Origin of the sequence: Buchnera aphidicola str. G002 (Myzus persicae) (assembly GCF_000521565.1) — a bacterium.
Classification (GTDB): Bacteria; Pseudomonadota; Gammaproteobacteria; order Enterobacterales; family Enterobacteriaceae; genus Buchnera; species Buchnera aphidicola_C.
In genome coordinates this window covers 429558-455322 of record NZ_CP002701.1, presented here as the reverse complement: position 1 = coordinate 455322, position 25765 = coordinate 429558, and the positions used below count along the sequence as shown (strand labels likewise).

Genomic DNA, 25765 nt, shown 5'->3' with positions numbered 1-25765 from the left:
CCTCATTAAATCTTAAGAGTTTTTTTAATAAAAAATGTTTTTTTTGTATTATTTTTTTTATATTTTCCTGCTGATTTTATAAAATCTATGAATAATGGATGTCCATCACGTGGTGTAGAAGTGAATTCTGGATGAAATTGACATGCTAAAAACCATGGATGATCAGATATTTCAATAATTTCTGCAACGTTACTCTCTTGAGAACGTCCAGTTACTTCTAATCCTGCTATTTCTATTTTTTTTAATAAAATATTATTGACTTCATATCGATGTCTATGTCTTTCTATAATAATCTCTTTGTTATATAGCTTTCTAGATAAACTATTTAGACTTAATCTACAAGGTTGACTACCTAATTTCATAGTACCACCTAAATTAATATTATTACTCTTTCCTGTGCTATTTTTTTCTTTATGTATACTCGAATTTTTTATTAAATCTATAATTGGGTATTTGCATTGAGGATCAAATTCTGTTGAATTAGCTTCTTTTATTCCTGCTACATTTTGTGCAAATTCTATAATAGCTATTTGCATTCCTAAACAAATACCAAAATATGGAATTTTATTTTCTCGTGCATATTGTATAGATAATAATTTACCGATAATGCCTCGATCGCCAAAACCACCTGGTATTAAGATGCCATTCAGATTTTTCAGTTGTTGAATATTTTTATTTTCTATATTCTGAGAATTAATTAATTGAATGTTTACTTTAATTTTATTTTTTAAACCTGCATGTTTAAGTGCTTCTATTACAGATTTATATGCATCAGGTAATGTAATATATTTACCAATAATCCCAATCATAATTGTTTTATGAGATTTTTTTTCAGCAGAAATTACCTGTTCCCATTCTTTTAAGTTAGCTTCAGGAACTTTTAATTTAAAATATTTGCATATATAATTATCTAGTTTTTGATTTTTCAGTAGTTTGGGAATTTTGTATATTGAATCAACATCTCTCAAAGAAATTACAGCATTGACTGGTACATTACAAAATAACGCAATTTTTTTTCTTTCATTTAAAGGAACAGTACGTTCGGATCGACAAATTAAAATATCTGGTTGTATCCCTATAGAAAGTAGCTGTTTTACTGAATGTTGAGTTGGTTTTGTTTTTATTTCACCTGCAGTAGAAATATAAGGTACTAGTGTGAGATGTATATAAATAACGTTTTTACGTCCAATATCAACTGCCATTTGACGTATTGCTTCTAAAAATGGTAGGGATTCAATATCTCCTACAGTGCCACCTATTTCTACTAAAATAATATTACTTTTTTGAGAACATAAAATAATTCTTTCTTTAATAGCATTAGTAATATGAGGTATAACTTGTATTGTTGCACCTAAATAATCACCTCTTCTTTCTTTTTTTAAAACTTGAGCATAAATACTTCCTGTAGTAAAATTGTTTAAATATGTCATTTTAGTATGCATAAAACGTTCATAGTGTCCTAAATCTAAGTCTGTTTCAGCACCGTCTTCAGTAACAAAAACTTCTCCATGTTGAATTGGACTCATTGTTCCAGGATCTACATTAATATATGGATCTAATTTTATTATTGTCACTTGCAAATTACGTGCTTTTAATATGGCACCTAACGATGCTGCTGCAATGCCTTTTCCTAAAGATGAGACTACTCCACCAGTAATAAAAATATAATTTTTCGTCATGCTAAATATAAAAATATAAGTTAAGATGAATAAGTGTTTAATTTTAAAAATTTTATTATTTATATTTTAATATGTATATTAATAAAAAATTTTTAACTTATTAAAGATAATGTATTTTTTAAAAATACTAAAATAAATTAATTTAAATTATTTTTATCAGAAATTTATATCTATATAAATTTATATATTTTTTTATAAAATATAATCTTAAGATTATATACTGATACTAATTATTAGTAATGTTTTTTATTTTAATTTATTTTTTACATGCCCATGAATCACGTAAATTAACAGTACGATTAAATACTAATTGATCTTTTTTAGAATCTATATAATCTAAAGAAAAATAACCTATTCTTTCAAATTGAAAAAATATTTTTTTGTTGTTTATGTTCATTTCTTCTTGTATTTGTTTCCATATTATTTTTTCAATAAATCCTTTTTTTATTATTAATGAATTCGGATTTATATAAGATAAAAAATTTTTTTCTTGTTCTGGGTTTTTTATATTAAACAATTGATTATATAATCTAAATTCTGCTGGAAATGCATTTTTTATTGAAATCCAGTGTATTACTGAGGGATTTTTTTTATTTTTTGGTTTTTTACCCAAAGTTTGCATATTACAATAACATATTATATTAATAATATTATCATATTCATCTTTTTCTATTTTTTCTGCTTTTATTATATATGCGTATCTTAAACGTATTTCTTCTCCAATTTTTAATCTTTTGTATTTGTTATCGTATTTTTCTTTGAAATCTGTGCGTTCAATATATATTACATTAGTAAAAAGAATTTCATGACTTCCTAATTCTGGGTTATTAGGATGATTAGGAACTATAAATTTTTCTTCATGTTTCTCGTCTAAATTATATAAAAAAATTTTTATTGGATCTAGTACAGCCATAGTTCGTATAGCTGTTTTATTTAGTTCTTTTCTAATACAATGTTCTAGCATAGAAAACTCTATTAAAGTATTTTGTTTAGTTACACCAATTTTTTCACAGAACTTTTTAATAGAATATGGTGTATATCCTTTTCTTCTTAGACCAGATAGTGTAGATATACGAGGATCATTCCATCCTTTTATTATATTTTTATCAATTAATGTTTTTATTTTTCTTTTAGATAAGACTGAAAACTCTAAATTTAGTCTAGAAAACTCATATTGTTTGGGAAAGTGAGTCACGTTTGTGTTTTGCAAAATCCAGTTATATAAACATTTATTATCTTGAAATTCTAGTGTGCATAATGAATGCGTAATTCCTTCAATAGAATCAGATAAGCAATGAGCAAAATCATACATTGGATATATACACCATTTTTTTTTCGTTTGATGATGTTCAGAAAAAATAATTCTATATAAAACAGGATCACGCATAATAATAAAAGAAGAACGCATATTAATTTTAGCTCGCAAACATGCTTTCCCTTCAGAAAAATTTCCGTTTTTCATTTGTTGAAATAGTTCTAAGTTTTCTTGAATTGTTCTATTTCTATATGGGCTATTTTTTCCTGGAGTGTTTAAAGTACCTCTATATTCACGTATTTGTTCTTTTGTTAATTCATCTACATAAGCAAGACCTTTTTTAATTAATTCTTTTGCATATTTATATAGTACAGGAAAATATTGAGAAGAATAATAAACATGATTATGCCATTTGTATCCAAGCCAATTAATATCATATTGAATTGCATTAATATATTTTATGTTTTCTTTTATTGGATTAGTATCATCAAATCTAAGATTGCATTTTCCTTTATAAAGATTTGCTAATTCAAAATTTAAACATATTGATTTAGCATGACCAATATGAAGATATCCATTTGGCTCAGGTGGGAATCGAGTATAAAAAGACAAATTTTTGTTTTCCATAAAATCTTCATCTATAATTTGACTAATAAAATTATTATATTTTTTTACTTGATTATTCATTTTTTTCTCTTTTTTTTTAATTTACTCATTATTTTTTTAAAATTTATAAAATCTATTTTTTATTTAAAATAATTTTATTGATTATTTAATTGATATATTATAAAATATTATTAATAAATAGTTAATTTTTTATAGGCTACGTAGCTCAGTCGGTTAGAGCACAGCACTCATAACGCTGGGGTCATGGGTTCGATTCCCGTCGTAGCTACCACTTTAGCGGGAGTGGCGAAATTGGTAGACGCACCAGATTTAGGTTCTGGCGCCGAAAGGTATGCGAGTTCAAGTCTCGCCTCCCGTAATATTATAAAAATATTACAATTATATGGGGTATAGCCAAGTGGTTAAGGCACCGGTTTTTGATACCGGCATCCCTGGTTCGAATCCAGGTACCCCAGCCACTCTAAAAACTATTTTTTCTTCACTGCTTAAATATAAATAATATTCCCTCAATAAAGAATATAAATTTATTTAAAGATGCTAATTTCATATTATATTAAATTTACTACTGAATAAGATCAAAAATCTATTATTTTTTCTATTTAAAAAATTCTTAATTTAAAAATAAAAATACGTTTTTTATATTATGACTTTAAACCAATTAAAAAAACAAGCAGCATGGGCTGCATTAGATTATATTCCTCCTGGTTCTATTGTTGGTGTGGGAACCGGAACTACAATTTTTTATTTTATTGAAGCTTTAAGTACAATAAAAAATTTAATATATGGTACAGTATCTAGTTCTAATCATTCTACTTTATTATTAAAAAAACAAGGTATACGAGTATTTAATTTAAAAAATTTTAGTTCTATAACCAATTATTTTGATAGTGCTGATGAAATAAATAATCGTATGCAAATGATTAAAGGTGGAGGAGCTGCCTTAACTAGAGAAAAAATTATTGCTGCCATGGCAAAGAATTTTATTTGTATAATTGATAAATCAAAAAAAGTAGATATTTTAGGAAATTTTCCATTACCAATTGAAATTATTCCAATGGCTATTTCTTATATTTCACAAGAAATAATAAAGATTGGAGGGAAACCAAAATATCGAAAAAATGTTATTACAGATAATGGAAACATTATTATAGATGTATATGATTTATGTATAGAAGATCCTTTATTAATGGAAAAAAAAATTAATTCTCTACCTGGTGTTGTCACAGTTGGTTTGTTTGCTGAAAGAAGTGCTGATATTCTTTTAGTTGGTACACCTAAAGGAATAAAAACTATTAAAAAAAATAACTTTTAATATAAACATATGTTAACAAAATTTTTAAAAAATCGCAAAAATATTCGTAAATACATGCGCTTTATGCGTCAATCTCTCACAATTACACAGAAATATAATGAATCTATAAAAATTTCTAAAGTTGCATGCAATTGTAGTTTTATTTATAACGCTAAAAATATTGCTGTTTTTTTACCTTTTGATGGAGAAATTAATACATATCCTTTTATTAAAAAATTATGGTTAAATAAAAAAAAGGTCTTCCTTCCTGTAATAAATTCTATTAAAAATAAAAAATTATCATTTGTCCGTTTTTCCTCTTATTCTATATTATATCGCAATCAATATAATATATTTGAGCCTTTTTTTAGTGCTAAAGATATTATTTCAATTTCTAATTTAGATGTAGTAATAGTACCGTTAGTAGCTTTTGATAAACAGGGTTCAAGATTAGGTATGGGTGGAGGTTTTTATGATGTTTGTTTAAAAGATTGGAAGAAAGAAAAATTTTTCCCAATAGGTTTTTCATATGATTTTCAATTAGTTAATAATATACCCCAGCAACATTGGGATATTTCATTACCTATTATTTTAACACCGAATAAAAAATGGATTTTTTAAATTACTTTTTTTATAAAATTTTAAAAAAATTTCTAAAATTTTTTTTAAATTAAAAAATCACCAAATTTTATTTGTAATGCAGTAATCGCTACAACAGTAGCTGTTTCTGTTCTTAAGATTCTAGGTCCTAGTTTTATTGAAAAAAAACCATATTCAGTTATTTTAAAAATTTCATTATTTGAAAATCCTCCTTCAGAACCAACGATCATATGAACATTATTTGTATATTGTGGTAAGTGATTAATTGTTGATTTGGATTCTGTATGAAAAATAATTTTTGTGCTATTTTTTGTATTATTTTGACACCAAGAAAAAATATCTTGTGGGTATTGAATTATTGGAATAATATTACGACGACATTGTTGACATGAAGCAACAACTATTTTTTCCCAACGTTTTATTTTTTTTGAAAAATCAATACCTTTTTTTTTAACATTACAATATTCAGAAATCAATGGTGTAATAATATTGACTCCCATTTCAACTGATTTTTGAATAGTAAAATCCATTTTTTCATTACTAGAAATCACTTGTCCTAAATGAATGTGAAGTGGAGATTCATTATTTTTAAATTTACAGTCAAAAATTTTTATTTTAATAATTTTATCAGATAGATATATTATTTTAGAAAAAAAAATATAATTAGTATTATTAAATATTTCTAAAACATCTTCAACTTTCATTCTTAAAACTTTTTGAATATAATATGTATCATATCTTGATAAATAAAAAATTTGTTTGATTTTTAAATTTTCTTTAATATAAAGACGTGGAATATTTTTTTTCATATTTTTATTTTCTTTTACAGTTCTTAAAAATATAATTATTGTGATTTTTTTGTATTTGAAAGATTAATTTTTCTCTTTCACATTCCCACTTTGTAACAGGAAATTTTTTATCCCATAGACGAAATAGCATTTTTTGTTTTGGAGATAGAACAATTTTATATTGTTCACTCATATAAAAATAAGTTCGAGCTATCGTGCCTCGAGCTCTTTCAGGAGGCTCTACTAATTTTTTTTTAAAATCTATTTTCATACTACATTTTCCATATTGGGAACTTTTAATGTTCAATTGACTATACATAAAATTAGATCGATCTCCATTAATTTCTCCAATAGCAGGTTGTAAATTATGAAGATCAGATTGAATATATTTATATTTTTGATCTATTTTTATACATGCTTTGCGTCCTCCTTTTTTCCAACATTTTTTTTGATGTCCAAATTGCCATGCTGGTACAACATGTTCCCATTCAATTCGTGTTGCACGTATTTTATTTTTTCGGATTTTATATCCACAAGATAGTAAATTAGGAATACCTTTTTTTTGTGTCCAATTAATTTTACAGCCACAATAAAAAGAACCTGGGACATTTTTGTGGATTTTAATAGCTTTAAGTTTTACTTGATAGAAATTTTGTACAGTATTTTTTTTAAAATTATTTTTTTTATGTGAGAATAAAAAAAAAATACGCTAATTATGATTAATATTTTTTTTATCATTTTTATTTTATCTATTTTAAAAAAAATTTTTTTATATGATATATTTTATTTTATATGAATAATATATCTGTTATTTTTTAATATTAATCAGAAAAGTTATGAGTTATAAATTATATTTTTCTGATTATTTTTTTAATATTATTGTAATTAAATAATATTTTAATATATCTTATATTAACATCTTATATGTTAAAACCTTTTAATTTTATTTTAAAATATTAATAATAACATTGATCATAATAAGGAAAAAAAATGACTCAATATCTTTTTACATCTGAATCAGTTTCAGAAGGACATCCAGATAAAATTGCTGATCAAATTTCAGATGCTTTACTTGATGAAATATTAAAACAAGATGTTAAAGCACGCGTTGCTTGTGAGACTTATGTTAAAACAGGAATGGTTTTAATCGGAGGAGAAATTACAACAACTGCATGGGTTGATGTTGAAGAAATTACTCGAAATACTATTAATAATATTGGTTATATCAATTCTGATGCTGGATTTGATGCTAATTCTTGTGCAGTTTTAAGTGCAATTGGTAAACAATCACCAGATATTAATCAAGGTATAGATCATGAAGATCCTTTAGAACAAGGAGCTGGAGATCAAGGAATTATATTTGGTTATGCAACTAATGAAACAGAAGTATTAATGCCAGCACCTATTACTTATGCTCATCTTTTAATGAAAAAACAATCTGAACTAAGGAAAAATAATATTTTATCTTGGCTCAGACCTGATGCTAAAAGTCAAGTTACTTTTCAATATAAAAATGGAAAGATAATTGGAATAGATACCGTAGTTTTTTCAACACAACATCAAAAAAATATTACTCAAAGTATTTTAAAAGAAGCAATTATGGAAAAGATTATAAAACCAGTATTGCCTAAAAAATGGTTAAACAAACATACAAAATTTTTTATTAATCCAACAGGTAGATTTGTTATAGGAGGACCAATGGGAGACTGTGGTTTAACTGGTCGTAAAATTATAGTAGATACGTATGGTGGTATGTCTAGGCATGGGGGAGGTGCTTTTTCTGGTAAAGATCCTTCAAAAGTAGATCGTTCTGCAGCATATGCAGCAAGATACGTAGCTAAAAATATTGTAGCTGCAGGTTTAGCTGATCGTTGTGAAATTCAACTTTCTTATGCCATTGGAATAGCGGAACCAACTTCTATTATGGTTGATACTTTTCAAACTGGAAAAATAAGTAATACTTCTTTAGTGTCTTTAATACGTCATATTTTTGATTTGCGACCATATGGAATAATTAAAATGCTCAATCTTCTTCGACCTATTTATTTAAATACCGCAGTTTATGGCCATTTTGGTAGAGAAGAGTTTCCATGGGAGCGAATAGATAAGATAGATGAATTATCTGCATAAATTTTCTTATATTTTTTGTACATTAAAATTAAAATATTAAAAAATACTTTTTATAAAATTATTAAGAGTATGAAAAGGGACAAATATACTGGTATTATTATATGTCCCATGTTAACTAGCATGGGAAAACTTTTTATTTTTTATTATTCATATAATCTTCAAAAGATAATATATCTTCTTTTTCTATTTTTTTTTGTTTTTCGTGTGAAATAAGAACTTCTTCTTCTAAAATTTTTTTATGAGTATTTGAGTATAATCTATTAATAAATTTTTTATGATATTTATTAGCTAAATATAATCCGCTTTTTTTAATATCTTTTGGTATGAAATATTTTAAAAATTGAGCAGAATAAGTCAATTCTGGTTTTTTAAAAAACAATATTATTTTTTGACATACTTTTTGATATAATGAATTATTATTAATATTATCTAATATTAATGCAATTTTATTTAAGTCTTTAAATATTATTTCACTTATTTCAACTAATGTTTTTTTCTCATAGTTGTTATTAATATAAATAGTTTGATTAGGTTTTCTTCCTTCAAAAATTATTTTTTCCCAATTTTCAGTACTTAATAAAAAATTTGTTTTATTCATTTTAGGTGCATCGATTAGAGCACACCAGATTAAAAATAAATCTAATAGTAATATTTGATTTTTACTGATACCTACGGATGAAAATGGATTAATATCTAAAGAACGTATTTCAACATATTCTATACCTCTGTTTTTCAGAGCATCTATAAGTGTTTCACCATATTTTTTATTTCTTTTAGGTCTTATTTGTGTGTAAAGTTCATTTTCCATTTGTAAAATATTAGTATTTAATTGTTTAAAATTACCTTTTTTATCTTTTAATCCTATATTTATAAATTCTTCTGATGGTTTTTCTATAGCATTTTTGAGTGATTGAAGATATGATTCTAAATCATTAAACATAATATTCAAATCTATAATTTTTTGATTAGTAGATCTAATATTACTTAATCTTAATGAAGTTGCCCATGGCAAATAAAATATATTTTCTTGATTTTTTTTAAACTCGTATTTTTGATTTTTATTTTTTAAAAAAAACGATGAAACAGCTGGTGATGCTCCAAATAAATATGGAATAATCCATCCAAATCTATAATAATTTCGAATTAAATTTAAATAACCTGCAGAAACATAATCTACATTATTATTTTTTCCGTTTGTTTTTCTATAATTCTCCCAGAATTTTATGGGTAATGAAAAATTATAATGTACTCCTGAAACAGTGTTTATCAGATCACCATAACGATTTTTTAAGCCTCTTCGATAAATGTTTTTTATTTTTCCCATATTAGAAGAGCCATATTCAGCAATTTGAATATTTGTTTGGATGTCATAACAGTATGGTATACTGAAGGGCCATAAACGTTCATTTTTTATTTTAGATGCCACAAAACAATGTAGATCTTTTAAAAAAGATAATACATCATCTATTTTATTACTTTTTGGAGTAATAAATTCTAATAAATTTTCGGAAAAATCAGTAGTGATCCATTGGTGGGTTAAAGGTGATCCAATTGAAAATGGATGTTTATTTTGTGAAAAATTTCCATTTTTTTTGATTCTTAAAGTTTCACGTTCAATTCCTCGAAAAATACTTTCTAATATTTTGGGGTGTGTTTTTAACCAAGAAATTTTTTTCGAGATGTCTTGTATCAATGTTATCTCCTAATTTTTTAAATATTTTTTTGATAACTTTTAAAAAAATTTAGTACTATGATATATGTATTATATTTTTTGAATTGAGAATTTTTTGGATTTTTTTATTTTGCATCCGGAAGGATTCGAACCTCCGACCGCTCGGTTCGTAGCCGAGTACTCTATCCAACTGAGCTACGGATGCAATTTTAAAAATGAAATAGGTAGTGGCGGTGAGAGAGGGATTCGAACCCTCGATGCAGATATTTTCTACATACTCCCTTAGCAGGGGAGCGCCTTTAACCTCTCGGCCATCTCACCTGAATATATTTTTTTTTAAAATTATTTATAGTTTTATTCTACTTTTTTTTTAATATAAGTCAAATATATTTTATATAAAATTTTTATTGTTTTGTTAAATAAACTAAATTTATAAAATACTAAAAAACTACATCTTACTTGAAATTAGTAAGATGCGGTTTTTTTAGCAATTTTTTTGTTGTTTTTTTTCAGCTTGAATACGTTGATATATTTCTTCACGATGTACCGAAACTGATTTAGGGGCATTTACACCAATACGAACTTGGTTACCTTTAACTCCTAGTACTGTTACAGTGATCTCGTCGCCAATTATTAACGTTTCGCCAACTCGACGAGTTAGAATAAGCATTCTTGTCTCCTTGAAAAATTAAAAGAGTTTTTCCTTTCCAGTTCCTGGCGTTATGAATAATACAGAGTTAAACGTAGACTATGAAAATATTTAAATAATATATACGATATATACTTTATATGAATGTGTTTTATTAAAATAGTTTAATCTATAAAATATCAGTTATAAATAGTTATTTTTTTTTAATTGTGTATCAATCCATACCTTAATGTTTTTTAAAACTATAGAAAGTTTTTTTGTATTAACACCACCTCCTTCAGCAATATCTTTTTTACCCCCTCCCTTTCCATTTGTTTCCTTCATAATTATATTCATGATTTTTATAGCTGTGATGTCATTAATTAAATTTTTTGTGATTCCGATAACGATTGTAAAATGATTATTATTAATATTAATTAATATAATTATCGAATTCTTTAGTTCTTTTTTTAATTGATAAACTATTTTTTTCATTAATTTATGTTCATAGTTATAAAATATATTTTTAATAAATTTTATATCTTGTACATAATCAATGTTTTTAATTAATTGTTTTATGTGAGATATATTTTCTTTTTCTTGTAATATACTTATTTTTTTTTCTAAATCTGTTATTGTAACTGTTAATTTTTTTATTTTTTCTTTAATATAAAAACTATTACAGTTTAAAAAAAGAGAGATATCTTCTAAATAATTATCTTTTTTATGTAAATAATCTATTGCTTTTTGCCCAGTGACTGCTTCAATTCTTTTGATTCCTGATGCTACACTTGATTGATTAATAATTTTAAATAGTCCTATTTCTCCAGTTCTTTTTACATGTGTTCCGCCACATAATTCTATAGAAAAATTATTTATAAAAACTACTCGAACTATAGATTGATATTGATTTTCAAATAAAGCAATTGCTTGCTGTTTTTTAGCTTCTTCTAAATTTAATTCTTTAATTTTAATTAGAATATTATTACGAATTTGCATATTAACAATATATTCAATTTGTTGAATTTGAGCTCTTTCTATAGACTTGTGATGAGAAAAATCAAATCTTAGATGTGTATCAGTGACTAAAGATCCTTTTTGACTAATATTTTCTCCGAAAATTTTTCTTAATGCAGCATGTAATAAATGTGTTGCCGAATGGTTTAGTTCAATAGAATGCCTATAATCTCGATCAATTTCACTATAGAGATAATTATTTACTTTAATTATCCCTGAGATTAATTTTCCAATATGTCCTACTGTTTTTCCATATTTTTTTGTATTTTGTACTATGAAGCATGATTCTTCGTTATATAGTCGACCTATATCGCTTATTTGTCCACCTGACTCCGCATAAAACGATGTCGTATCAAGAAAAATAATTCCATCCTCATTAGGCATAATTTTTTTAACTGAAACGTTTTTTACAAAAATAAATTGTACTAATGATTTTACTTTGTATTGTTTATAACCTTGGAACACGCATGTATTATTTACAATAATATCTTCATTATAGTTTTTATAAAATTTCTTACGAATATTAGATTGTTCCCTTTGCTTTTTTTTATATGATTCGTAACTGATATAATCAATTTTGATATTTTTTTCACGACATACATCTGCTGTTAGATCAATTGGAAATCCAAAAGTATCATAAAGATAAAATGCAGTTTTTCCTGAAAGTATATGATCATGTGTTTTTTCTATTTCAGAATGTAATATTTTAAGGCCTTTATCAAGAGTATGAGAAAATTGTATTTCTTCTGTTTCTAATATTTTTTCTATTTTTTCTTGTTTTTGTCTTAAAATATCACCTGCATCTCCCATGACTGAAATTAAGTTAGAAACAAGTTTATAAAAAAAATTTTCTTTAATTCCAATTTTATGACCATGTCTTAAAGCTCTTCTAATAATTCTTCTTAAAACATAACCTCGATATTCATTAGATGGAGAAATATTATCTGCAATAATATATGCACAAGATCGAATATGATCTGCTATAATCTTTAAAGAAACATTATTTAAATCTTTAATAATAGTATATTGAGATATATTTTTTATTAATTTTTGAAATATATCAATATTATAGTTAGAATAAACATCTTGTAAAACAGCAGATATTCTTTCTAATCCCATACCTGTATCTATACATTTATTTGGTAAAGAAATAATTTTTGTTTTTGAAATGCGATTAAATTGTATAAAAACAATATTCCAAATTTCGACAAAACGATTATTTTTATTTTCTAGAAATTCTAGTGAATTTTTTAAAATTTGAGCGCCATAATCATAAAATATTTCAGTACAAGGACCACACGGTCCAGTATCGCCCATTTGCCAAAAATTTTCAGAATTATATTTTAAGTTATTTTTATCACCAATTCTGATAATTCGTTCAGGTGGTACTTTAATAATATTTTTCCATATTTCATATGTTTCATTATCATTTTCATATACCGTAATCCATAATTTATTTTGTGGTATATTAAACCAATTTTGAGATGTTAATAATTCCCATGCATATGAGATAGCTTCTTTTTTAAAATAATCACCAAAACTAAAGTTTCCAAGCATTTCAAAAAATGTATGATGTTTTGAAGTATATCCTACATTTTCTAAATCATTATGTTTTCCTCCAGTTCTTAAACAACGTTGTATAGTAGCTATACGAGGATGATTGCTTTTTTTTTGTCCTAAAAAAAAATCCTTAAATTGATTCATGCCTGCATTAGTAAACAATAATGTAGGATCATTATATGGCACTAAAGAGCTACTGGGAATAATTACATGTCTTTTTTTTTCAAAAAAATTTAAAAATTTTTGACGTATTTCATTTGTACTTTTTTTCATAATGATTCTTATTAATTTTATTAATACAAATTTTAACAACATAATATTTTATTAAAATAAAAGTGATTAAATTTATAAAAGTGATTAAATTTTTTTTATTCCCTAAAAATTTAAAAAATATTTTGCTTAATTAATATTTTCATATTATATATTATAATTAGATATTTTTATTTAGTTTTAAATATTTTAGATTTTATTTAATGAGATTATTTTTGATATTTTCTCAGCTGTTTGAAAAATTCTTAATGCAATATAAGATTTTTTCATATATACAAGAGCTTTTCTTGCAGCTGGTGTTTCAGAATATTTCTGAATCATTTCTTCACCTCTATTGACAACAGCTACATATTCTTTATGCAAGAAATAAAATTTTAATATTTTAAGATCATGTTCTGAAAGACGATATTTTAAATATATTAAATGTTTCTTTGCATTGATAACATAAAAGCTTTTTGGATATTGATAAATAAAATTTTTTAATTCGAAAAATGCACTTATAGCATAATAAGTATCGTTTTTATGATAATTAATAAGCCATTCTTGAAAAAATATATTTTTATCCATAGCCATTTTAATTAAGCACTGCATATATATAATATAATCCATATTTGGATGATTTGGATAAATACGTAGAAATTCTTCTATATTTTTTTGAGCTGTATTGAAATTGCAATTTTTGTAATAAGCATAAATTAAATTTATTTGAATTTTGTCATGAATAAAATAAGTCATATGGTTTTTTTTTAATTTTTCTAATATGAAAATTGCATCATTAAAATTTTTTTCTTTTAATTTTTTTTGAGCTTTTTTATAAACATTATATGTCTTTATAAAAAAATCATTATTTGAAGATTTACAGCATACTGTAAAGTTTAAACATATAATTAAAAAAATGCATATGATATTATTTTTTTTTATTTGGAATTTTTTATTGAAATTCATAAAATTTTTTATTCAGAATATTTTTTGTTTGGTGATGAATAGAATATCATATTTTCTATTAATTAAGGATTCGGTTTGATTAACAAAAAAATATTTATTTATCTATCAAAAGGATAATTTTATTGAAAAAAATAGAATTAAGTACGATTGTATCTTCTATTGCTTTATCAGGAAAAAGATTAGATCAAGTATTAACTCATTTGTTCAAGCAATATTCTCGTTCTTATTTAAAACAGTTAATTCTTAAAAATAAAGTATTTGTTGATAAAAATATAATTAATCAGCCTGATAAAAAAATATTCGGAGGAGAAATTATTAGTATTTATCCCGATTCGAAAGAACTTTTTCTTCATTTAGCTGAAAATATTTCTTTAAATATTATTTACGAAGATTGTGACATAATTATTATTAATAAACCTGCTGGTTTAGTCGTTCATCCTGGTGCGGGGAATCATAAAGGAACTATTTTAAATGCATTATTATATCGTTATCAAAATATTCAGCATTTGCCTCGTGCAGGCATTGTACATCGTTTAGATAAAGATACCAGTGGCTTAATGGTAATTGCAAAAAATTTGATATCTTATAATTATTTGTTAAAATTATTGAAAAAAAGAAAGATTACTCGAAAATATCAAGGCATCGTAAAAGGAAATATGATTTCAGGTGGTACTATCAATGCTCCCATAATACGTCATAATGTTAAAAGAACATGTATGATGGTACATAGTTTAGGTAAAAAATCTATTACTCATTATAAAATAATAAATCGTTTTAGATTTCATACGCATATAACGATAAGATTAGAAACAGGACGTACACATCAGATTCGTGTACACATGTTACATATTAGACATCCGTTAGTTGGCGATCCTATTTATGGTGGAATGAACCAGAAGATTGATAATATAAAAAATAAAAATATAAATAAAATAGTTCAATTTCCGCGTCAGGCATTACATGCTACTCATATTTCTTTTCATCATCCTATTACTAAAAACTTAATGTCTTGGTCAGTACCTCTTCCTGAAGATATAAAAGAACTTCTAACATATATTACAAATATATAACAAATTTGTTTTATTTATTGTATTTATTTTTAATAAAACATATTATTTATCTTAATAAAAAAGTTTAAAAAATATATTCTTTTTTTAAATAGAGACATTATAAAATAATAAAGAGTTGATAGTACTATGTTAGAAGAAACCTTAAATACTGAATTTTTTGTTGTATCTAGTATAAGTTCTCAAAATAAAATTATAAAGAAACCTTTACGTGAATCAGTTAGACAATCTTTAAAACATTTTTTATTAAATTTAAATGGAAAAAATATTGATAATTTATATTCATTAGCTTTATCTGAATTAGAACAACCATTATTAGACATGATTATGCAACATACTCGAGGAAATCAGACACGTGCAGCTTTAATGATGGGGATTAATCGAAGTACATTACGAAAAAAATTAAAAAAATATGGTATGAACTAACTTTATTTTATTGCACTTTCTATTTTTTAAAAATCGAGAGAGTGCAAAAAATTTTGTTATGTAATATATAAAATATAGTTTTTTAGTTCATATCATCTTTTATTTTTATAGAAATCAGATTAGTCTATTTGATATGGTTTTTAATGCCCAATAGTAACCATCAAGTCCTAGTCCACAAATTACACCTTGAGAAATATCTGATAACCAAGAATGAGAACGAAAATCTTCTCTAGAATAAATATTTGAAATATGAACTTCAATAAAAGGAATATTAACTCCGATCAAAGCATCTCTTATCGCTATGCTAGTATGTGTAAATGCTGCTGGATTAATGATAATATAATGAACATTATCTTTTGAATTGTGAATTGTATCAATTAAAACATGTTCTGCATTTGACTGTACATGATCTAATGTCATATTAAGCTTTTTAGCTTTTATTTGTAAATCGTTGATTAAATGAGTTAAACTAATGTTGCCATAAAATTTAGTTTCTCTTGTTCCTAAAAGATTTAAATTCGGTCCATTGATTACTAATACATTTTTAATATTTTTCATATTTAATCTCTTTTTAAACAATTATCTTTTTAAATAAATTATAGCATTTTTTATAAAAAATATTTTTATTTTATATTTTATCTTTTATAATAAATTTCCATAAAATTATTATATATTAAGCGAGTTTAAATGACATTTGAATTAGTTACTGAAGCTTTATTAACTACTAATAAAATAAATCATCAAGATCTTTTCGTCTCTTTAGAAGAATTATGTACACGTAAGTTAGATTATGCAGATCTATACTTTCAATCTAATCTTCATGAATCTTGGTCATTAGAAAATAGAATTATAAAAGAAGGTAATTATCATGCAGATCAAGGGGTAGGTGTTAGAGCTATACAAGGACAAACAACAGGATTCGCATATGCAGATCAAATATCGATAGATTCTCTAAGAAAAAGTATCAACGTAGCAGGCAGTTTTATTTCTATTAAAGAAAAAGTAAAGACAAAAATATTACTCGAAAAAAAAATAAAACCATTTTATAATTTTAAAAATCCTTTAGAAATGTTCTCTTACAGAGAAAAAAGTGATTTATTATATAGAGCAGATCATATAGCACGTAGTGTTGATCATCGTGTAATAGAAGTCAACGCAACTTTAACAGGTTCTTATGAACAAATATTAATAGCTTCTACTGATGGAGATTTAGCAACTGATATCAGACCTTTAGTTCATTTCTCTGTTAGTGTAATAGTTGAAGATCATGGAAGAAGAGAAAAAGGACGAAGTGGTGGAGGAAATCGCACTGATTATAGTTTTTTTCTAAAAAAAGATGATTTTTCAAAAGAGATTAGGATTGATTATTGGTCAAGAGAAGCAGTCCGTATAGCTTTATTAAACTTATCTTCAAAAGAAGCTCCTTCAGGAACTTTTCCAGTAGTTTTAGGTCCTGGATGGCCAGGTGTTTTATTGCATGAAGCGGTTGGACACGGCTTGGAAGGTGATTTTAATAGAAGAGGAACATCAATATTTACTAATATGATTGGGAAAAAAGTTGCATCTGAATTATGTACTATTATTGATGACGGAACCATAAAAGATCAACGCGGATCCTTAAGTATTGATGATGAAGGTACTCCTGGTCAGTATAATATTTTAATTGAAGACGGAATCTTAAAAAAATATATGCAAGATAAACTCAATGCACGTTTGATGGGAACTCAGTCTACTGGGAATGGACGTCGTGAATCTTACTCATATTTACCTATTCCTAGAATGACTAATACCTATATGTTATCTGGTAAGTCTAAAATAGATGATATAATTAACAGTGTTGACTATGGAATATATGCTATAAATTTTTCTGGAGGTCAAGTGGACATTACTTCTGGAAATTTTGTATTTTCTACTTCTGAGGCCTATTTAATTAAGAAAGGAAAAATTTCTACACCAATTAAAAATATAACATTAATAGGATCTGGTTTAGAAGTTATGAAAAAAATATCCATGGTGGGTGATGATTTAAAAATGGATCAAGGAATGGGATTTTGTGGTAAAGATGGTCAAAATATTCCGGTGGGAATTGGACAGCCATCTATAAAATTAGATAGTTTAACTGTAGGCGGAACAACTGTTTAATTTTTACAAGAGAAAATTTTTTAATAATTTTGTTAAAATCTTATAAAGAATAATGCAGTCAAGAAATATGTCATGACTGCATGCGAAAGTTATTTCATTAATGTTAGTTAATTTTTTCTTTAATACGCGCAGCTTTACCTGTTCGTGTTCTTAAATAGTATAATTTTGCTTTTCTAACTAGACCTTTTCTTTTTATGATAATTTCTTCAATACCACGAGAATGCGTTTGAAAAACACGCTCTACACCTTCTCCATTAGATATTTTACGTACTGTAAAAGATGAATTTAAACAACGATTTTTTATTGCTATGACTATTCCTTCAAAAGATTGAAGACGTTTTTTAGAACCTTCGACAACCCATACTTTAACTTCTGCAGTATCTCCGGGTCTAAAAATAGGTATATTTTTTTTTAGTTGTTTTTTTTCTATTTCTTGAATTATATTGGGCATATATTACTCCTAAAAATCAGATAACTGAAGAAATAAATAATTATTTATGTTTTTTTTTGAATTCATTTAATAGTATTGTTTCTTCTTTAGTTAAAAAATTTTTTTTTAAAAGATCAGGTCGTTTGATCCAAGTGTTTCCTAGTGACTGTTTTAAACGCCAAAGTCGAATTTTATCATGATTTCCAGATAACAATATTTTAGGAACAGACATATTATAAATTATTCTTGGTCGAGTATAATTTGGATAATCAAGTAAATTATTAGAAAAAGAATCTTGTTCTAATGATTGTTTTTTTTTGATAACACCTGGAATTAATCTAGAAATTGAATCAATCATAATCATAGCAGCAAGTTCTCCTCCAGTAAGTATATAATTTCCAATTGACCATTCTTCATTAACTTGGCTGTCAATAATTCTTTGATCTATTCCTTCATATCGGCCACATATAAGTATAATTTTTTTTTTATCAATTAATTTTTGTATACAATTTTGTTCTAATTGTTTTCCTTGAGGAGATAAGTAAATTACAAAAGCATCTTTTAATGTAGATTTAGCATGTTGAATAGATAAATATAATGGTTCGACACTCATCAACATACCTGGTCCTCCTCCATAAGGACGGTCATCTATAGATCTATACTTATTATTAGTAAAATTTCTGGGATTTAAAAAATCAATGTTAATAATGTTTTTTTTGATCGCTTTTCCAATGACGCCATAATCAGTAATAGCACGAAACATTTCCGGAAAAATAGTAATAATTTTAAACCATATTAAAGTTTTATCATATTTGTTTTTCATTTAGAATAGATAATTTAGTTCCATTGAACTGTTATAAATTTATAATTGGTATTTATATTTTTGATGATTTTTTTATCGATGAATGGAATAAAAATATTTTTTTTTAATGTTTTTAATGAATTTTCGACTATTAAAATATCATTATGTTTTGTACGTATTAAATTAATAACTCTACCTAAATAAATTTGGTTTAAATTAAACACTTTATAGTTGATAATATCATTCCAATAATATTCATTTTTTTTTAATACAGGCAATACATCTTTATTAATTATAATATCTGAATTAGTTAGTTCTCTAGCTTCTGATCGATTAGAAATACCTTTGATATGAATAATAAAATTCTTATTATGTTTTTTCCACTTATTAAGTTGAACTTTTAACCATTTTTTTTTAAAAAAAAACCATGGTTGATAATTAAATATTTTTTCTTTTTCTTCTGTAAAAGAAAAAATAGTCATCCAGCCTAGTATTCCATAAGCTTTTCCTACTTTTCCTATTAACAATGGTGCAATTGGTTTCTTTATACTAATAATTATAATATGACCTCTTTATCAGATAATTTTATTATTTTTTGTGTTCTTTTTGATATTTTAGCTCCTTTTTCTTTCCAATATTTAATACGATCTAAGTTAACCTTGAGATCATGCGTTTTTCCTTTGGAAATGGGATTAAAATGGCCTACACGCTCAATAAAACGACCATCTCTAGGACAACGACTATCAGCTACTACTAACTTATAAAAAGGACGTTTTTTTGTTCCATATCGAGCTAAACGAATTTTTACCATATATTTATCTTCTTTAAATTTATTTAATAGAAATATCATGAAACTGAATTTTATTTTTGGATAAAATTACATATAAAAATATTTTTTAATATTTTATGTATGTAATTTTATTTATGAAAAATTTTTAGGTAATATATTTTTTATTCCTCTCATCACTTTTGATATTCCTCCAGTTTTTATTTTTTTCATAATTCTTTGTATATCATCAAAATTTTTTAATAATTTATTGACATCTTGTATTTTTGTTCCAGAACCTAAAGCAATTCTACGTTTTCTAGATCCTTTTATAATTATTGGTTTTTCTCTTTCTTTAGGTGTCATTGAAGATATTATTGCTTCTATTTTTTTTAATGTATTTTTATCTGAATTTAGCAATGATATATTATTAGATAATATATTATTCATAGAAAATTTATTAATAAAATAGTTTAATCCTCCTATTTTTTTTATTTGTTTAATTTGTATTAAAAAATCATTTAAGTTAAAATTATGACCTTTTTTTAACTTTTTTGTGAGTTTTTGAACTTGAGATTGATCAACTTTTTCTTCAATATCTTCAATCAGAGATATGACATCATTCATTCCTAAGATTCTATCAGAAATTCTTTCAGGAGAAAATGCTTCCAAATCTGTTATTTTTTCTCCTGTTCCAATGAATTTAATTGGTTTTCCTGTGATATATCGCATAGATAAAGCAATTCCGCTTCTAGAATCACTATCTGTTTTTGTTAATACTATACCAGATATAAATAGTTTATTATTAAATATTTTTGACATATTTATTGCATCTTGACCCATCATAGAATCTACTATTAATAATGTTTCAATAGGTTTTGATAAATTTTGTATTTGATTAATTTCATTCATCATTTTTTCATCAATATGTAAGCGTCCTGCAGTATCAATCAATAAAACATCATATAATTTTAATTTTGTATATTTTATCGCTTTTTCAGTGATCTCTATTGGTTTTTCATTTGTGTTTGATGAAAAAAAATCTATTTGAATTTGCTGTGATAGAATTTCAAGTTGTTTAATAGCAGCTGCACGATAAATATCAGTAGATACAACTAATATTTTTTTCTTATGTTTATCTCGTATCCATTTAGCTAATTTTGCTAAAGTAGTTGTTTTTCCTGCTCCTTGTAATCCGATGACTAATATGATAGCGGGTGGTGCAATAGATAAATTTAAAGTATTATTTTTTTCACCCATAGCAAGTATTAACTCATTTTTCACTATTTTTATGAATTCTTGACCAGGAGTTAAACTTTTATTAATTTGAGATCCAATTGATTTTTTTTTGACATTTTCTATAAATTTTTGTACTACTGATAAGGTTACGTCTGCTTCTAATAATGCTTTTCGTACTTCTCTTATGGTATCTTGAATATTGTCTTCTGTAAGTCTTCCTTTATTGATAATTTTACGTAAACTTTGTGAAAGACGTTGAGTTAAATTATTGAACATTATTTATTGCTCATGTTAATATTTTTAATACATTATTAATATAATAATAATTATCTTAAAAAATATGTTCTTGATTTAGAAAAATGATTATTTATGATATTTATATATGGTATATATTTACGATAAGAATCGTTTTATTTTTTTAAAGATATTATGATACTATTGGAATTACATTTTCACTTGGATAACATCCTAAAATTTTTACAAATTTAGTTATTTTTTGAATTTCTTTTAGAGTTTTTTGCATCAGTTCAGACGATAAATTTACTTGAATATCAATGTAAAACATTTCTTCCCATGGATTTTTATAAATTGTTTGAGAAGTGAGTTTTTTCATAATTAATTTTTTTTCTTGTAATATTAACAATACTTTAGAAAGAGCACCTGATTCTTGTCCTGTACTAAAAATTAATGTTGTTTTAGTTGGTATTTTTTCAGAAATTTTAATAGGTTTTCGATTCAATAAAATAAATCTTGTAATATTTTTTTCTTGATTTGCTAAATTTTTAGATAAAATATTTAGTCCGTAAATTTTAGATCCTATTTCACTACCTAATGCTGCATTATGTATGTCGTTATATTTAGATATTTTTTCCATAGCATCAGCTGTGCTTTTGGTATATTTAATTTTCCATTGTGGAAATTTTTTAATAAAGTTACTACATTGTTGAAACGGTTGAGGATGACTATATACTGTTTTAATTTCATCTAATGCAATTTTTTTTATTGCAAGTAAACAGTGGTTTATAAAAATATTAATTTCACCAACAATGAATAAATTAGTTTTTTTTAATATATCAAAAACTTCATTAATATATCCAGAACAAGTATTTTCTATTGGTAAAATAGCATAATCTGATTCATTATTTTCGACTGATGCAATAACTTCTTCAAATGTTGAACATTCTTTAATAATACATGTTTTAAAATTACGATCCGCATATTCAGAAGCTGCAATATGAGAGTAAGAACCTTTAGGTCCTAAAAAAGAAAAACTAGCAAGCGTTAATTTATTATCACTACAAAATTTTTTTAATAATTTTTCTTGATTTAATACTGATTCTTCAATTATCAACTGAAATAATTGAGTTATATATTCAGGTGTGAGATATTTTTTTTTTCCTAAAACAATCAATTTTCTTAATATTTTTCTTTCACGTTCTATATCGCGTATTGGTTGATTATTTTCTATTTTAGACATCGCAATTTTTAAAACTAGATCTTTTCTTTTTGCTAATAATGTAACTATTTTTTCATCAATATTATTAATTTCATTACGAAGAACTAATAAAGAGTTTTTAGCGGTCATATATTGATTACCTATAAAATATATAGAATGTATTAATGTAAAAGGAATATTTTTAAAAAATTATTTTTTTTTAGTAACATCAATAGTAGTAAAATTAGTATAATTTTTTACATTATAAAGTTGTTTAAAAAATTACTTTAAAAAATATTTTAGTAAAATATATTTACTATATCTTATTAATTCTAATCATAGTATTATTTTCTATATAAATGATTATATTTTAGTGAGTTTTATATGAAAACTTTTTCAGTTAAATTAAGTGATATAAAAAGAAATTGGTATTATGTAGATGCAACGAATAAAATATTAGGAAGATTAGCGAGTGCGTTGTCTTTACGTCTTAGAGGGAAACATAAAATCGAGTATACTCCTCATCTTGATACTGGAGACTATATTATTGTTTTAAATGCTTCAAAAATATTAGTTACAGGGAAAAAAAAGACAGATAAAGTCTATTATCATCATACAGGTTATATAGGCGGTATAAAATCTTCTAGATTTGAAGAAATGCTATCTAATCATCCTGAAAGAGTCATTGAAATTGCTGTCAAGGGTATGTTACCTAAAGGTCCTTTAGGACGTGCTATGTTTAAAAAATTGAAAGTTTTTTCTAATGATAAACATGATCATATGGCACAATGTCCTCAATTGTTAAATATTTGATAAAGAGGTTAAAAAATAATAAATGATTCCAATTCAAAACTATGGTACTGGTCGTCGTAAGAGCTCTTCTGCTAGAGTTTTTCTTAGATCTGGTAATGGTAAAATTATTGTAAATAAGCGTTCTTTAAATGAATATTTTGGTCGTGAAACGTCATGTATGATCGTTTGTCAACCTTTAGAATTAGTTGATATGATGACTAAATTTAATATTTATATTACCGTTAAAGGCGGAGGTATTTCTGGTCAAGCTGGTGCTATTCGACAGGGTATTACTCGTGCTTTAATTCAATATAATCAATCTTTACGATGTGAATTAAGAAAATCTGGATTTGTTACTCGAGATTCAAGACAAGTTGAACGTAAAAAGATAGGTTTACGAAAAGCTAGAAAACGTCCACAGTTTTCTAAACGTTAATACTAAAAAACACATAATTATTTTTTATTATACAAGGACTTGGTTTTTTTAATTAACCGAGTTCTTTTTCTTCTTTATTTAAATATTGGCTTATATCAAAACATAATTTTTTTATTCCCGTTTGTTTTTTCGATGAAATAAAATAATATTTTTCTTGTGTTTCTAGTTTAGATTCTATTTCTTTAATAATTTTTTTTATTTCTTCTAAATTTAATAAATCTATTTTATTAAAAACCAGCCATCGTGGTTTATTATATAAAGCAATATTATATTTTTTTAATTCATTTAAAACTATACTTATATTTTTCATAGGATGAAAGTTATTTTGAGGTTTTAAATCTACGATATGTAGTAAAATTTTACATCTTTCTAGATGTTTTAAAAAACGAATACCTAATCCAGAACCATTTGAAGCTCCTTTAATGATGCCTGGAATATCTGCTATTATAAATTTTTTATTATTTTTAATATTTACACTACCTAAAACTGGATTTAATGTAGTAAAAGGATAATCTGCGATTTTTGTTTTAGCACCAGATATACTTTTTACTAAAGTAGATTTTCCTACATTAGGCATGCCTAATGTACCTACGTCAGCGATTAACATTAATTCTAATTGTATATCTCGTTTTTCTCCTATTGTACCCATAGTACTTTGTCTAGGACTTCTATTTGTTGAGGATTTAAATCTAGTATTACCTAATCCGTGCCAACCTCCTTTAGCTACTAATATTTTTTGTTTATTTTTTATCAAATCACCTATAACTTCACGTGTTTGGTAATTTATTACTTTTGTTCCTATAGGAACTTGTATGTTAATATCACTTCCTTTTTTTCCAGAACATTTTTTACCTGATCCGTTTTCTCCATTTTGAGCACAGAATTTTTTTTTAAATCGAAGATCTATAAGAGTATTTAAATTATTATTTGCTTCTAACCAAACATTTCCACCATCTCCACCATCTCCACCATCAGGACCTCCTTTAGGAATATATTTTTCTCTTCTAAAGTTAACACAACCATTTCCACCTTTTCCGGCAATAACTTCTATAATAGTTTGATCAATAAATTTCATTTTTTATCCATATATTCTGATATTTTTTATTCTCAATAATCAAACCCCCCGAAAAAAGGGGTCTTATATATATTAATTTTTTGTTTTAATTTATAATATTTACATATGTTCTTTTTTTTAATCCTTTTTTCTTGAATTCTACTTTTCCCTTTACCATTGCAAAAATTGTATGGTCTTTTCCGCAGCCTACATTTTTACCAGGATGAAATTTAGTACCACGTTGTTTAACAATTATACTTCCTGCTGAAATAAATTCACCACCAAAATGTTTCACACCTAGTCTTTGAGCATTAGAATCACGTCCGTTTCTAGTAGAACCTCCAGCTTTTTTATGAGCCATTTTTTTCAATTTCCTCTGAAATATTATTAATATCTAAAATTTTTACATCAGTAAAATATTGACGATGACCTTGTTGTTTTTTATAATGTTTACGACGATTAAATTTAATAACTTTAATTTTTTTTAAACGACCATGATTTTCAATGTTAGCTTTTATTATGCCTCCAGTTATGAAAGGAGTGCCAATTCTCTGGACATCTTTATTATTAGACATTATCAATATTTTTTTAAATTCTATAGTTGTACCAATTGGATTTTTTAATTTTTCTAACCGAATAATTTGGTTTTTAATTACTCGATATTGTTTCCCACCACTGATAAAGACTGCATACATAAATAACTCCAGCTATCTA

General features: G+C 25.0%; 26 protein-coding genes and 5 tRNA genes. 11 read left to right on the top strand and 20 right to left on the bottom strand.

Features of this window, described 5'->3' with window-relative positions; translation table 11 throughout:
- Positions 1–5: 5 nt before the first annotated feature.
- Positions 6–1679, bottom strand: coding sequence for a CTP synthase (locus BUMPG002_RS02110; protein ID WP_025384591.1), 1674 nt, complete (start codon positions 1677–1679; stop codon positions 6–8).
- Between the two features lie 256 nt (positions 1680–1935).
- Positions 1936–3621 carry a glutamine--tRNA ligase gene (glnS, locus tag BUMPG002_RS02105; RefSeq protein ID WP_025369041.1) on the bottom strand — a complete coding sequence of 562 codons (1686 nt, stop codon included), beginning with the start codon at positions 3619–3621 and terminating at the stop codon, positions 1936–1938.
- A 134-nt stretch (positions 3622–3755) separates the two neighbouring features.
- Between glnS and BUMPG002_RS02100 the strand changes: the two genes are divergently transcribed.
- The 5 genes from BUMPG002_RS02100 to BUMPG002_RS02080 all read left to right on the top strand — a co-directional run bounded on the left by BUMPG002_RS02100 (position 3756) and on the right by BUMPG002_RS02080 (position 5473).
- Positions 3756–3832 (top strand) — tRNA-Met (locus BUMPG002_RS02100).
- A 5-nt stretch (positions 3833–3837) separates the two neighbouring features.
- Positions 3838–3919 (top strand) — tRNA-Leu (locus tag BUMPG002_RS02095).
- Positions 3920–3944: 25 nt separating this feature from the next.
- A tRNA-Gln gene (locus tag BUMPG002_RS02090) sits at positions 3945–4019 on the top strand.
- 185 nt (positions 4020–4204) lie between these two features.
- Complete coding sequence (rpiA, locus tag BUMPG002_RS02085; protein ID WP_025369040.1) at positions 4205–4873, top strand: ribose-5-phosphate isomerase RpiA; 669 nt, start codon at positions 4205–4207, stop codon at positions 4871–4873.
- A 9-nt stretch (positions 4874–4882) separates the two neighbouring features.
- Complete coding sequence (locus BUMPG002_RS02080; protein ID WP_025369039.1) at positions 4883–5473, top strand: 5-formyltetrahydrofolate cyclo-ligase; 591 nt, start codon at positions 4883–4885, stop codon at positions 5471–5473.
- Between the two features lie 44 nt (positions 5474–5517).
- On the opposite strand, the gene BUMPG002_RS02075 is transcribed toward BUMPG002_RS02080, so the two are convergent.
- Both BUMPG002_RS02075 and BUMPG002_RS02070 read right to left on the bottom strand, forming a co-directional pair.
- Positions 5518–6294, bottom strand: coding sequence for a 16S rRNA (uracil(1498)-N(3))-methyltransferase (locus tag BUMPG002_RS02075; RefSeq protein ID WP_419119969.1), 777 nt, complete (start codon positions 6292–6294; stop codon positions 5518–5520).
- Positions 6266–6946, bottom strand: coding sequence for an endonuclease (locus tag BUMPG002_RS02070; protein ID WP_051422833.1), 681 nt, complete (start codon positions 6944–6946; stop codon positions 6266–6268). Before BUMPG002_RS02070 ends, BUMPG002_RS02075 begins: the two co-directional genes overlap by 29 nt.
- Before the next feature lie 284 nt (positions 6947–7230).
- Here BUMPG002_RS02070 and metK point away from each other — a divergent pair, with 284 nt between their 5' ends.
- Positions 7231–8370: a methionine adenosyltransferase gene (gene metK, locus BUMPG002_RS02065; protein ID WP_025369036.1), complete on the top strand. Its 1140-nt coding sequence runs from the start codon at positions 7231–7233 to the stop codon at positions 8368–8370.
- A gap of 133 nt (positions 8371–8503) precedes the next feature.
- Here metK and gshA read toward each other — a convergent pair whose 3' ends face one another.
- The 6 genes from gshA to BUMPG002_RS02035 all read right to left on the bottom strand — a co-directional run bounded on the left by gshA (position 8504) and on the right by BUMPG002_RS02035 (position 14462).
- Positions 8504–10063 carry a glutamate--cysteine ligase gene (gene gshA, locus BUMPG002_RS02060; protein WP_025369035.1) on the bottom strand — a complete coding sequence of 520 codons (1560 nt, stop codon included), beginning with the start codon at positions 10061–10063 and terminating at the stop codon, positions 8504–8506.
- A 110-nt stretch (positions 10064–10173) separates the two neighbouring features.
- Positions 10174–10247 (bottom strand) — tRNA-Arg (locus BUMPG002_RS02055).
- Between the two features lie 23 nt (positions 10248–10270).
- A tRNA-Ser gene (locus tag BUMPG002_RS02050) sits at positions 10271–10363 on the bottom strand.
- 163 nt (positions 10364–10526) lie between these two features.
- On the bottom strand, positions 10527–10712 hold the full coding sequence (gene csrA / locus BUMPG002_RS02045; protein ID WP_025369034.1) for a carbon storage regulator CsrA: 186 nt from the start codon (positions 10710–10712) through the stop codon (positions 10527–10529).
- Between the two features lie 162 nt (positions 10713–10874).
- Positions 10875–13520, bottom strand: a complete 2646-nt coding sequence (gene alaS, locus BUMPG002_RS02040; RefSeq protein WP_025369033.1) for an alanine--tRNA ligase — start codon at positions 13518–13520, stop codon at positions 10875–10877.
- 186 nt (positions 13521–13706) lie between these two features.
- Positions 13707–14462, bottom strand: a complete 756-nt coding sequence (locus tag BUMPG002_RS02035; RefSeq protein ID WP_044006140.1) for an outer membrane protein assembly factor BamD — start codon at positions 14460–14462, stop codon at positions 13707–13709.
- 122 nt (positions 14463–14584) lie between these two features.
- On the opposite strand from BUMPG002_RS02035, the gene rluD reads away from it, so the two are divergent.
- Both rluD and fis read left to right on the top strand, forming a co-directional pair.
- Complete coding sequence (gene rluD, locus BUMPG002_RS02030) at positions 14585–15532, top strand: 23S rRNA pseudouridine(1911/1915/1917) synthase RluD (RefSeq protein WP_025369031.1); 948 nt, start codon at positions 14585–14587, stop codon at positions 15530–15532.
- Between the two features lie 126 nt (positions 15533–15658).
- Entirely contained in the window at positions 15659–15955 is a 297-nt protein-coding gene (gene fis / locus BUMPG002_RS02025) for a DNA-binding transcriptional regulator Fis (RefSeq protein WP_025369030.1), read from the top strand.
- Positions 15956–16069: 114 nt separating this feature from the next.
- Here the strand turns inward: fis and aroQ are convergent, their stop codons facing one another.
- On the bottom strand, positions 16070–16513 hold the full coding sequence (gene aroQ / locus BUMPG002_RS02020) for a type II 3-dehydroquinate dehydratase (protein ID WP_025369029.1): 444 nt from the start codon (positions 16511–16513) through the stop codon (positions 16070–16072).
- Between the two features lie 129 nt (positions 16514–16642).
- Between aroQ and tldD the strand changes: the two genes are divergently transcribed.
- Entirely contained in the window at positions 16643–18097 is a 1455-nt protein-coding gene (gene tldD, locus BUMPG002_RS02015; protein WP_025369028.1) for a metalloprotease TldD, read from the top strand.
- 103 nt (positions 18098–18200) lie between these two features.
- Here tldD and rplS read toward each other — a convergent pair whose 3' ends face one another.
- From rplS to BUMPG002_RS01985, 6 genes are all read right to left on the bottom strand, one after another.
- Positions 18201–18548 carry a 50S ribosomal protein L19 gene (rplS, locus tag BUMPG002_RS02010; RefSeq protein ID WP_025369027.1) on the bottom strand — a complete coding sequence of 116 codons (348 nt, stop codon included), beginning with the start codon at positions 18546–18548 and terminating at the stop codon, positions 18201–18203.
- A gap of 40 nt (positions 18549–18588) precedes the next feature.
- On the bottom strand, positions 18589–19350 hold the full coding sequence (trmD, locus tag BUMPG002_RS02005) for a tRNA (guanosine(37)-N1)-methyltransferase TrmD (RefSeq protein WP_044006139.1): 762 nt from the start codon (positions 19348–19350) through the stop codon (positions 18589–18591).
- Positions 19351–19364: 14 nt separating this feature from the next.
- A complete protein-coding gene (gene rimM / locus BUMPG002_RS02000) occupies positions 19365–19892 on the bottom strand; it encodes a ribosome maturation factor RimM (protein WP_025369025.1) in 528 nt (175 codons plus the stop codon).
- The gene (rpsP, locus tag BUMPG002_RS01995) at positions 19886–20140 is read right to left on the bottom strand and encodes a 30S ribosomal protein S16 (protein WP_025369024.1); all 255 of its coding nucleotides are present in this window, start codon (positions 20138–20140) and stop codon (positions 19886–19888) included. The genes rimM and rpsP overlap by 7 nt, the downstream gene beginning before the upstream one ends.
- 111 nt (positions 20141–20251) lie before the next feature.
- Positions 20252–21610, bottom strand: a complete 1359-nt coding sequence (gene ffh / locus BUMPG002_RS01990; RefSeq protein WP_025369023.1) for a signal recognition particle protein — start codon at positions 21608–21610, stop codon at positions 20252–20254.
- Between the two features lie 151 nt (positions 21611–21761).
- Positions 21762–22919 (bottom strand): chorismate mutase, encoded by a 1158-nt coding sequence (locus BUMPG002_RS01985; protein ID WP_025369022.1) that lies wholly within the window; start codon positions 22917–22919, stop codon positions 21762–21764.
- 234 nt (positions 22920–23153) lie between these two features.
- Between BUMPG002_RS01985 and rplM the strand changes: the two genes are divergently transcribed.
- Positions 23154–23582 (top strand): 50S ribosomal protein L13, encoded by a 429-nt coding sequence (rplM, locus tag BUMPG002_RS01980; RefSeq protein ID WP_025369021.1) that lies wholly within the window; start codon positions 23154–23156, stop codon positions 23580–23582.
- 22 nt (positions 23583–23604) lie between these two features.
- Positions 23605–23997 carry a 30S ribosomal protein S9 gene (rpsI, locus tag BUMPG002_RS01975; protein WP_025369020.1) on the top strand — a complete coding sequence of 131 codons (393 nt, stop codon included), beginning with the start codon at positions 23605–23607 and terminating at the stop codon, positions 23995–23997.
- A gap of 52 nt (positions 23998–24049) precedes the next feature.
- Here the strand turns inward: rpsI and cgtA are convergent, their stop codons facing one another.
- From cgtA to rplU, 3 genes are all read right to left on the bottom strand, one after another.
- Complete coding sequence (gene cgtA, locus BUMPG002_RS01970; protein WP_025369019.1) at positions 24050–25072, bottom strand: Obg family GTPase CgtA; 1023 nt, start codon at positions 25070–25072, stop codon at positions 24050–24052.
- An 85-nt stretch (positions 25073–25157) separates the two neighbouring features.
- Positions 25158–25412 carry a 50S ribosomal protein L27 gene (gene rpmA, locus BUMPG002_RS01965; protein WP_025369018.1) on the bottom strand — a complete coding sequence of 85 codons (255 nt, stop codon included), beginning with the start codon at positions 25410–25412 and terminating at the stop codon, positions 25158–25160.
- Positions 25402–25746: a 50S ribosomal protein L21 gene (rplU, locus tag BUMPG002_RS01960; RefSeq protein ID WP_025369017.1), complete on the bottom strand. Its 345-nt coding sequence runs from the start codon at positions 25744–25746 to the stop codon at positions 25402–25404. Before rplU ends, rpmA begins: the two co-directional genes overlap by 11 nt.
- Positions 25747–25765 lie beyond the last annotated feature (19 nt).

Bases quoted from the DNA above. Each gene is read 5' to 3' on its own strand.
- rpiA (WP_025369040.1), top strand. From the start codon at position 4,205: ATGACTTTAAACCAATTAAAAAAACAAGCAGCATGGGCTGCATTAGAT.
- fis (WP_025369030.1), top strand. From the start codon at position 15,659: ATGTTAGAAGAAACCTTAAATACTGAATTTTTTGTTGTATCTAGTATA.
- aroQ (WP_025369029.1), bottom strand. From the start codon at position 16,513: ATGAAAAATATTAAAAATGTATTAGTAATCAATGGACCGAATTTAAAT.
- rplS (WP_025369027.1), bottom strand. From the start codon at position 18,548: ATGCCCAATATAATTCAAGAAATAGAAAAAAAACAACTAAAAAAAAAT.
- tldD (WP_025369028.1), top strand. From the start codon at position 16,643: ATGACATTTGAATTAGTTACTGAAGCTTTATTAACTACTAATAAAATA.
- rplM (WP_025369021.1), top strand. From the start codon at position 23,154: ATGAAAACTTTTTCAGTTAAATTAAGTGATATAAAAAGAAATTGGTAT.
- metK (WP_025369036.1), top strand. From the start codon at position 7,231: ATGACTCAATATCTTTTTACATCTGAATCAGTTTCAGAAGGACATCCA.
- alaS (WP_025369033.1), bottom strand. From the start codon at position 13,520: ATGAAAAAAAGTACAAATGAAATACGTCAAAAATTTTTAAATTTTTTT.
- BUMPG002_RS02110 (WP_025384591.1), bottom strand. From the start codon at position 1,679: ATGACGAAAAATTATATTTTTATTACTGGTGGAGTAGTCTCATCTTTA.
- ffh (WP_025369023.1), bottom strand. From the start codon at position 21,610: ATGTTCAATAATTTAACTCAACGTCTTTCACAAAGTTTACGTAAAATT.
- rpsI (WP_025369020.1), top strand. From the start codon at position 23,605: ATGATTCCAATTCAAAACTATGGTACTGGTCGTCGTAAGAGCTCTTCT.
- rpsP (WP_025369024.1), bottom strand. From the start codon at position 20,140: ATGGTAAAAATTCGTTTAGCTCGATATGGAACAAAAAAACGTCCTTTT.
- rpmA (WP_025369018.1), bottom strand. From the start codon at position 25,412: ATGGCTCATAAAAAAGCTGGAGGTTCTACTAGAAACGGACGTGATTCT.
- cgtA (WP_025369019.1), bottom strand. From the start codon at position 25,072: ATGAAATTTATTGATCAAACTATTATAGAAGTTATTGCCGGAAAAGGT.
- glnS (WP_025369041.1), bottom strand. From the start codon at position 3,621: ATGAATAATCAAGTAAAAAAATATAATAATTTTATTAGTCAAATTATA.
- BUMPG002_RS02035 (WP_044006140.1), bottom strand. From the start codon at position 14,462: ATGAATTTCAATAAAAAATTCCAAATAAAAAAAAATAATATCATATGC.
- rplU (WP_025369017.1), bottom strand. From the start codon at position 25,746: ATGTATGCAGTCTTTATCAGTGGTGGGAAACAATATCGAGTAATTAAA.
- trmD (WP_044006139.1), bottom strand. From the start codon at position 19,350: ATGAAAAACAAATATGATAAAACTTTAATATGGTTTAAAATTATTACT.
- csrA (WP_025369034.1), bottom strand. From the start codon at position 10,712: ATGCTTATTCTAACTCGTCGAGTTGGCGAAACGTTAATAATTGGCGAC.
- BUMPG002_RS02080 (WP_025369039.1), top strand. From the start codon at position 4,883: ATGTTAACAAAATTTTTAAAAAATCGCAAAAATATTCGTAAATACATG.
- BUMPG002_RS01985 (WP_025369022.1), bottom strand. From the start codon at position 22,919: ATGACCGCTAAAAACTCTTTATTAGTTCTTCGTAATGAAATTAATAAT.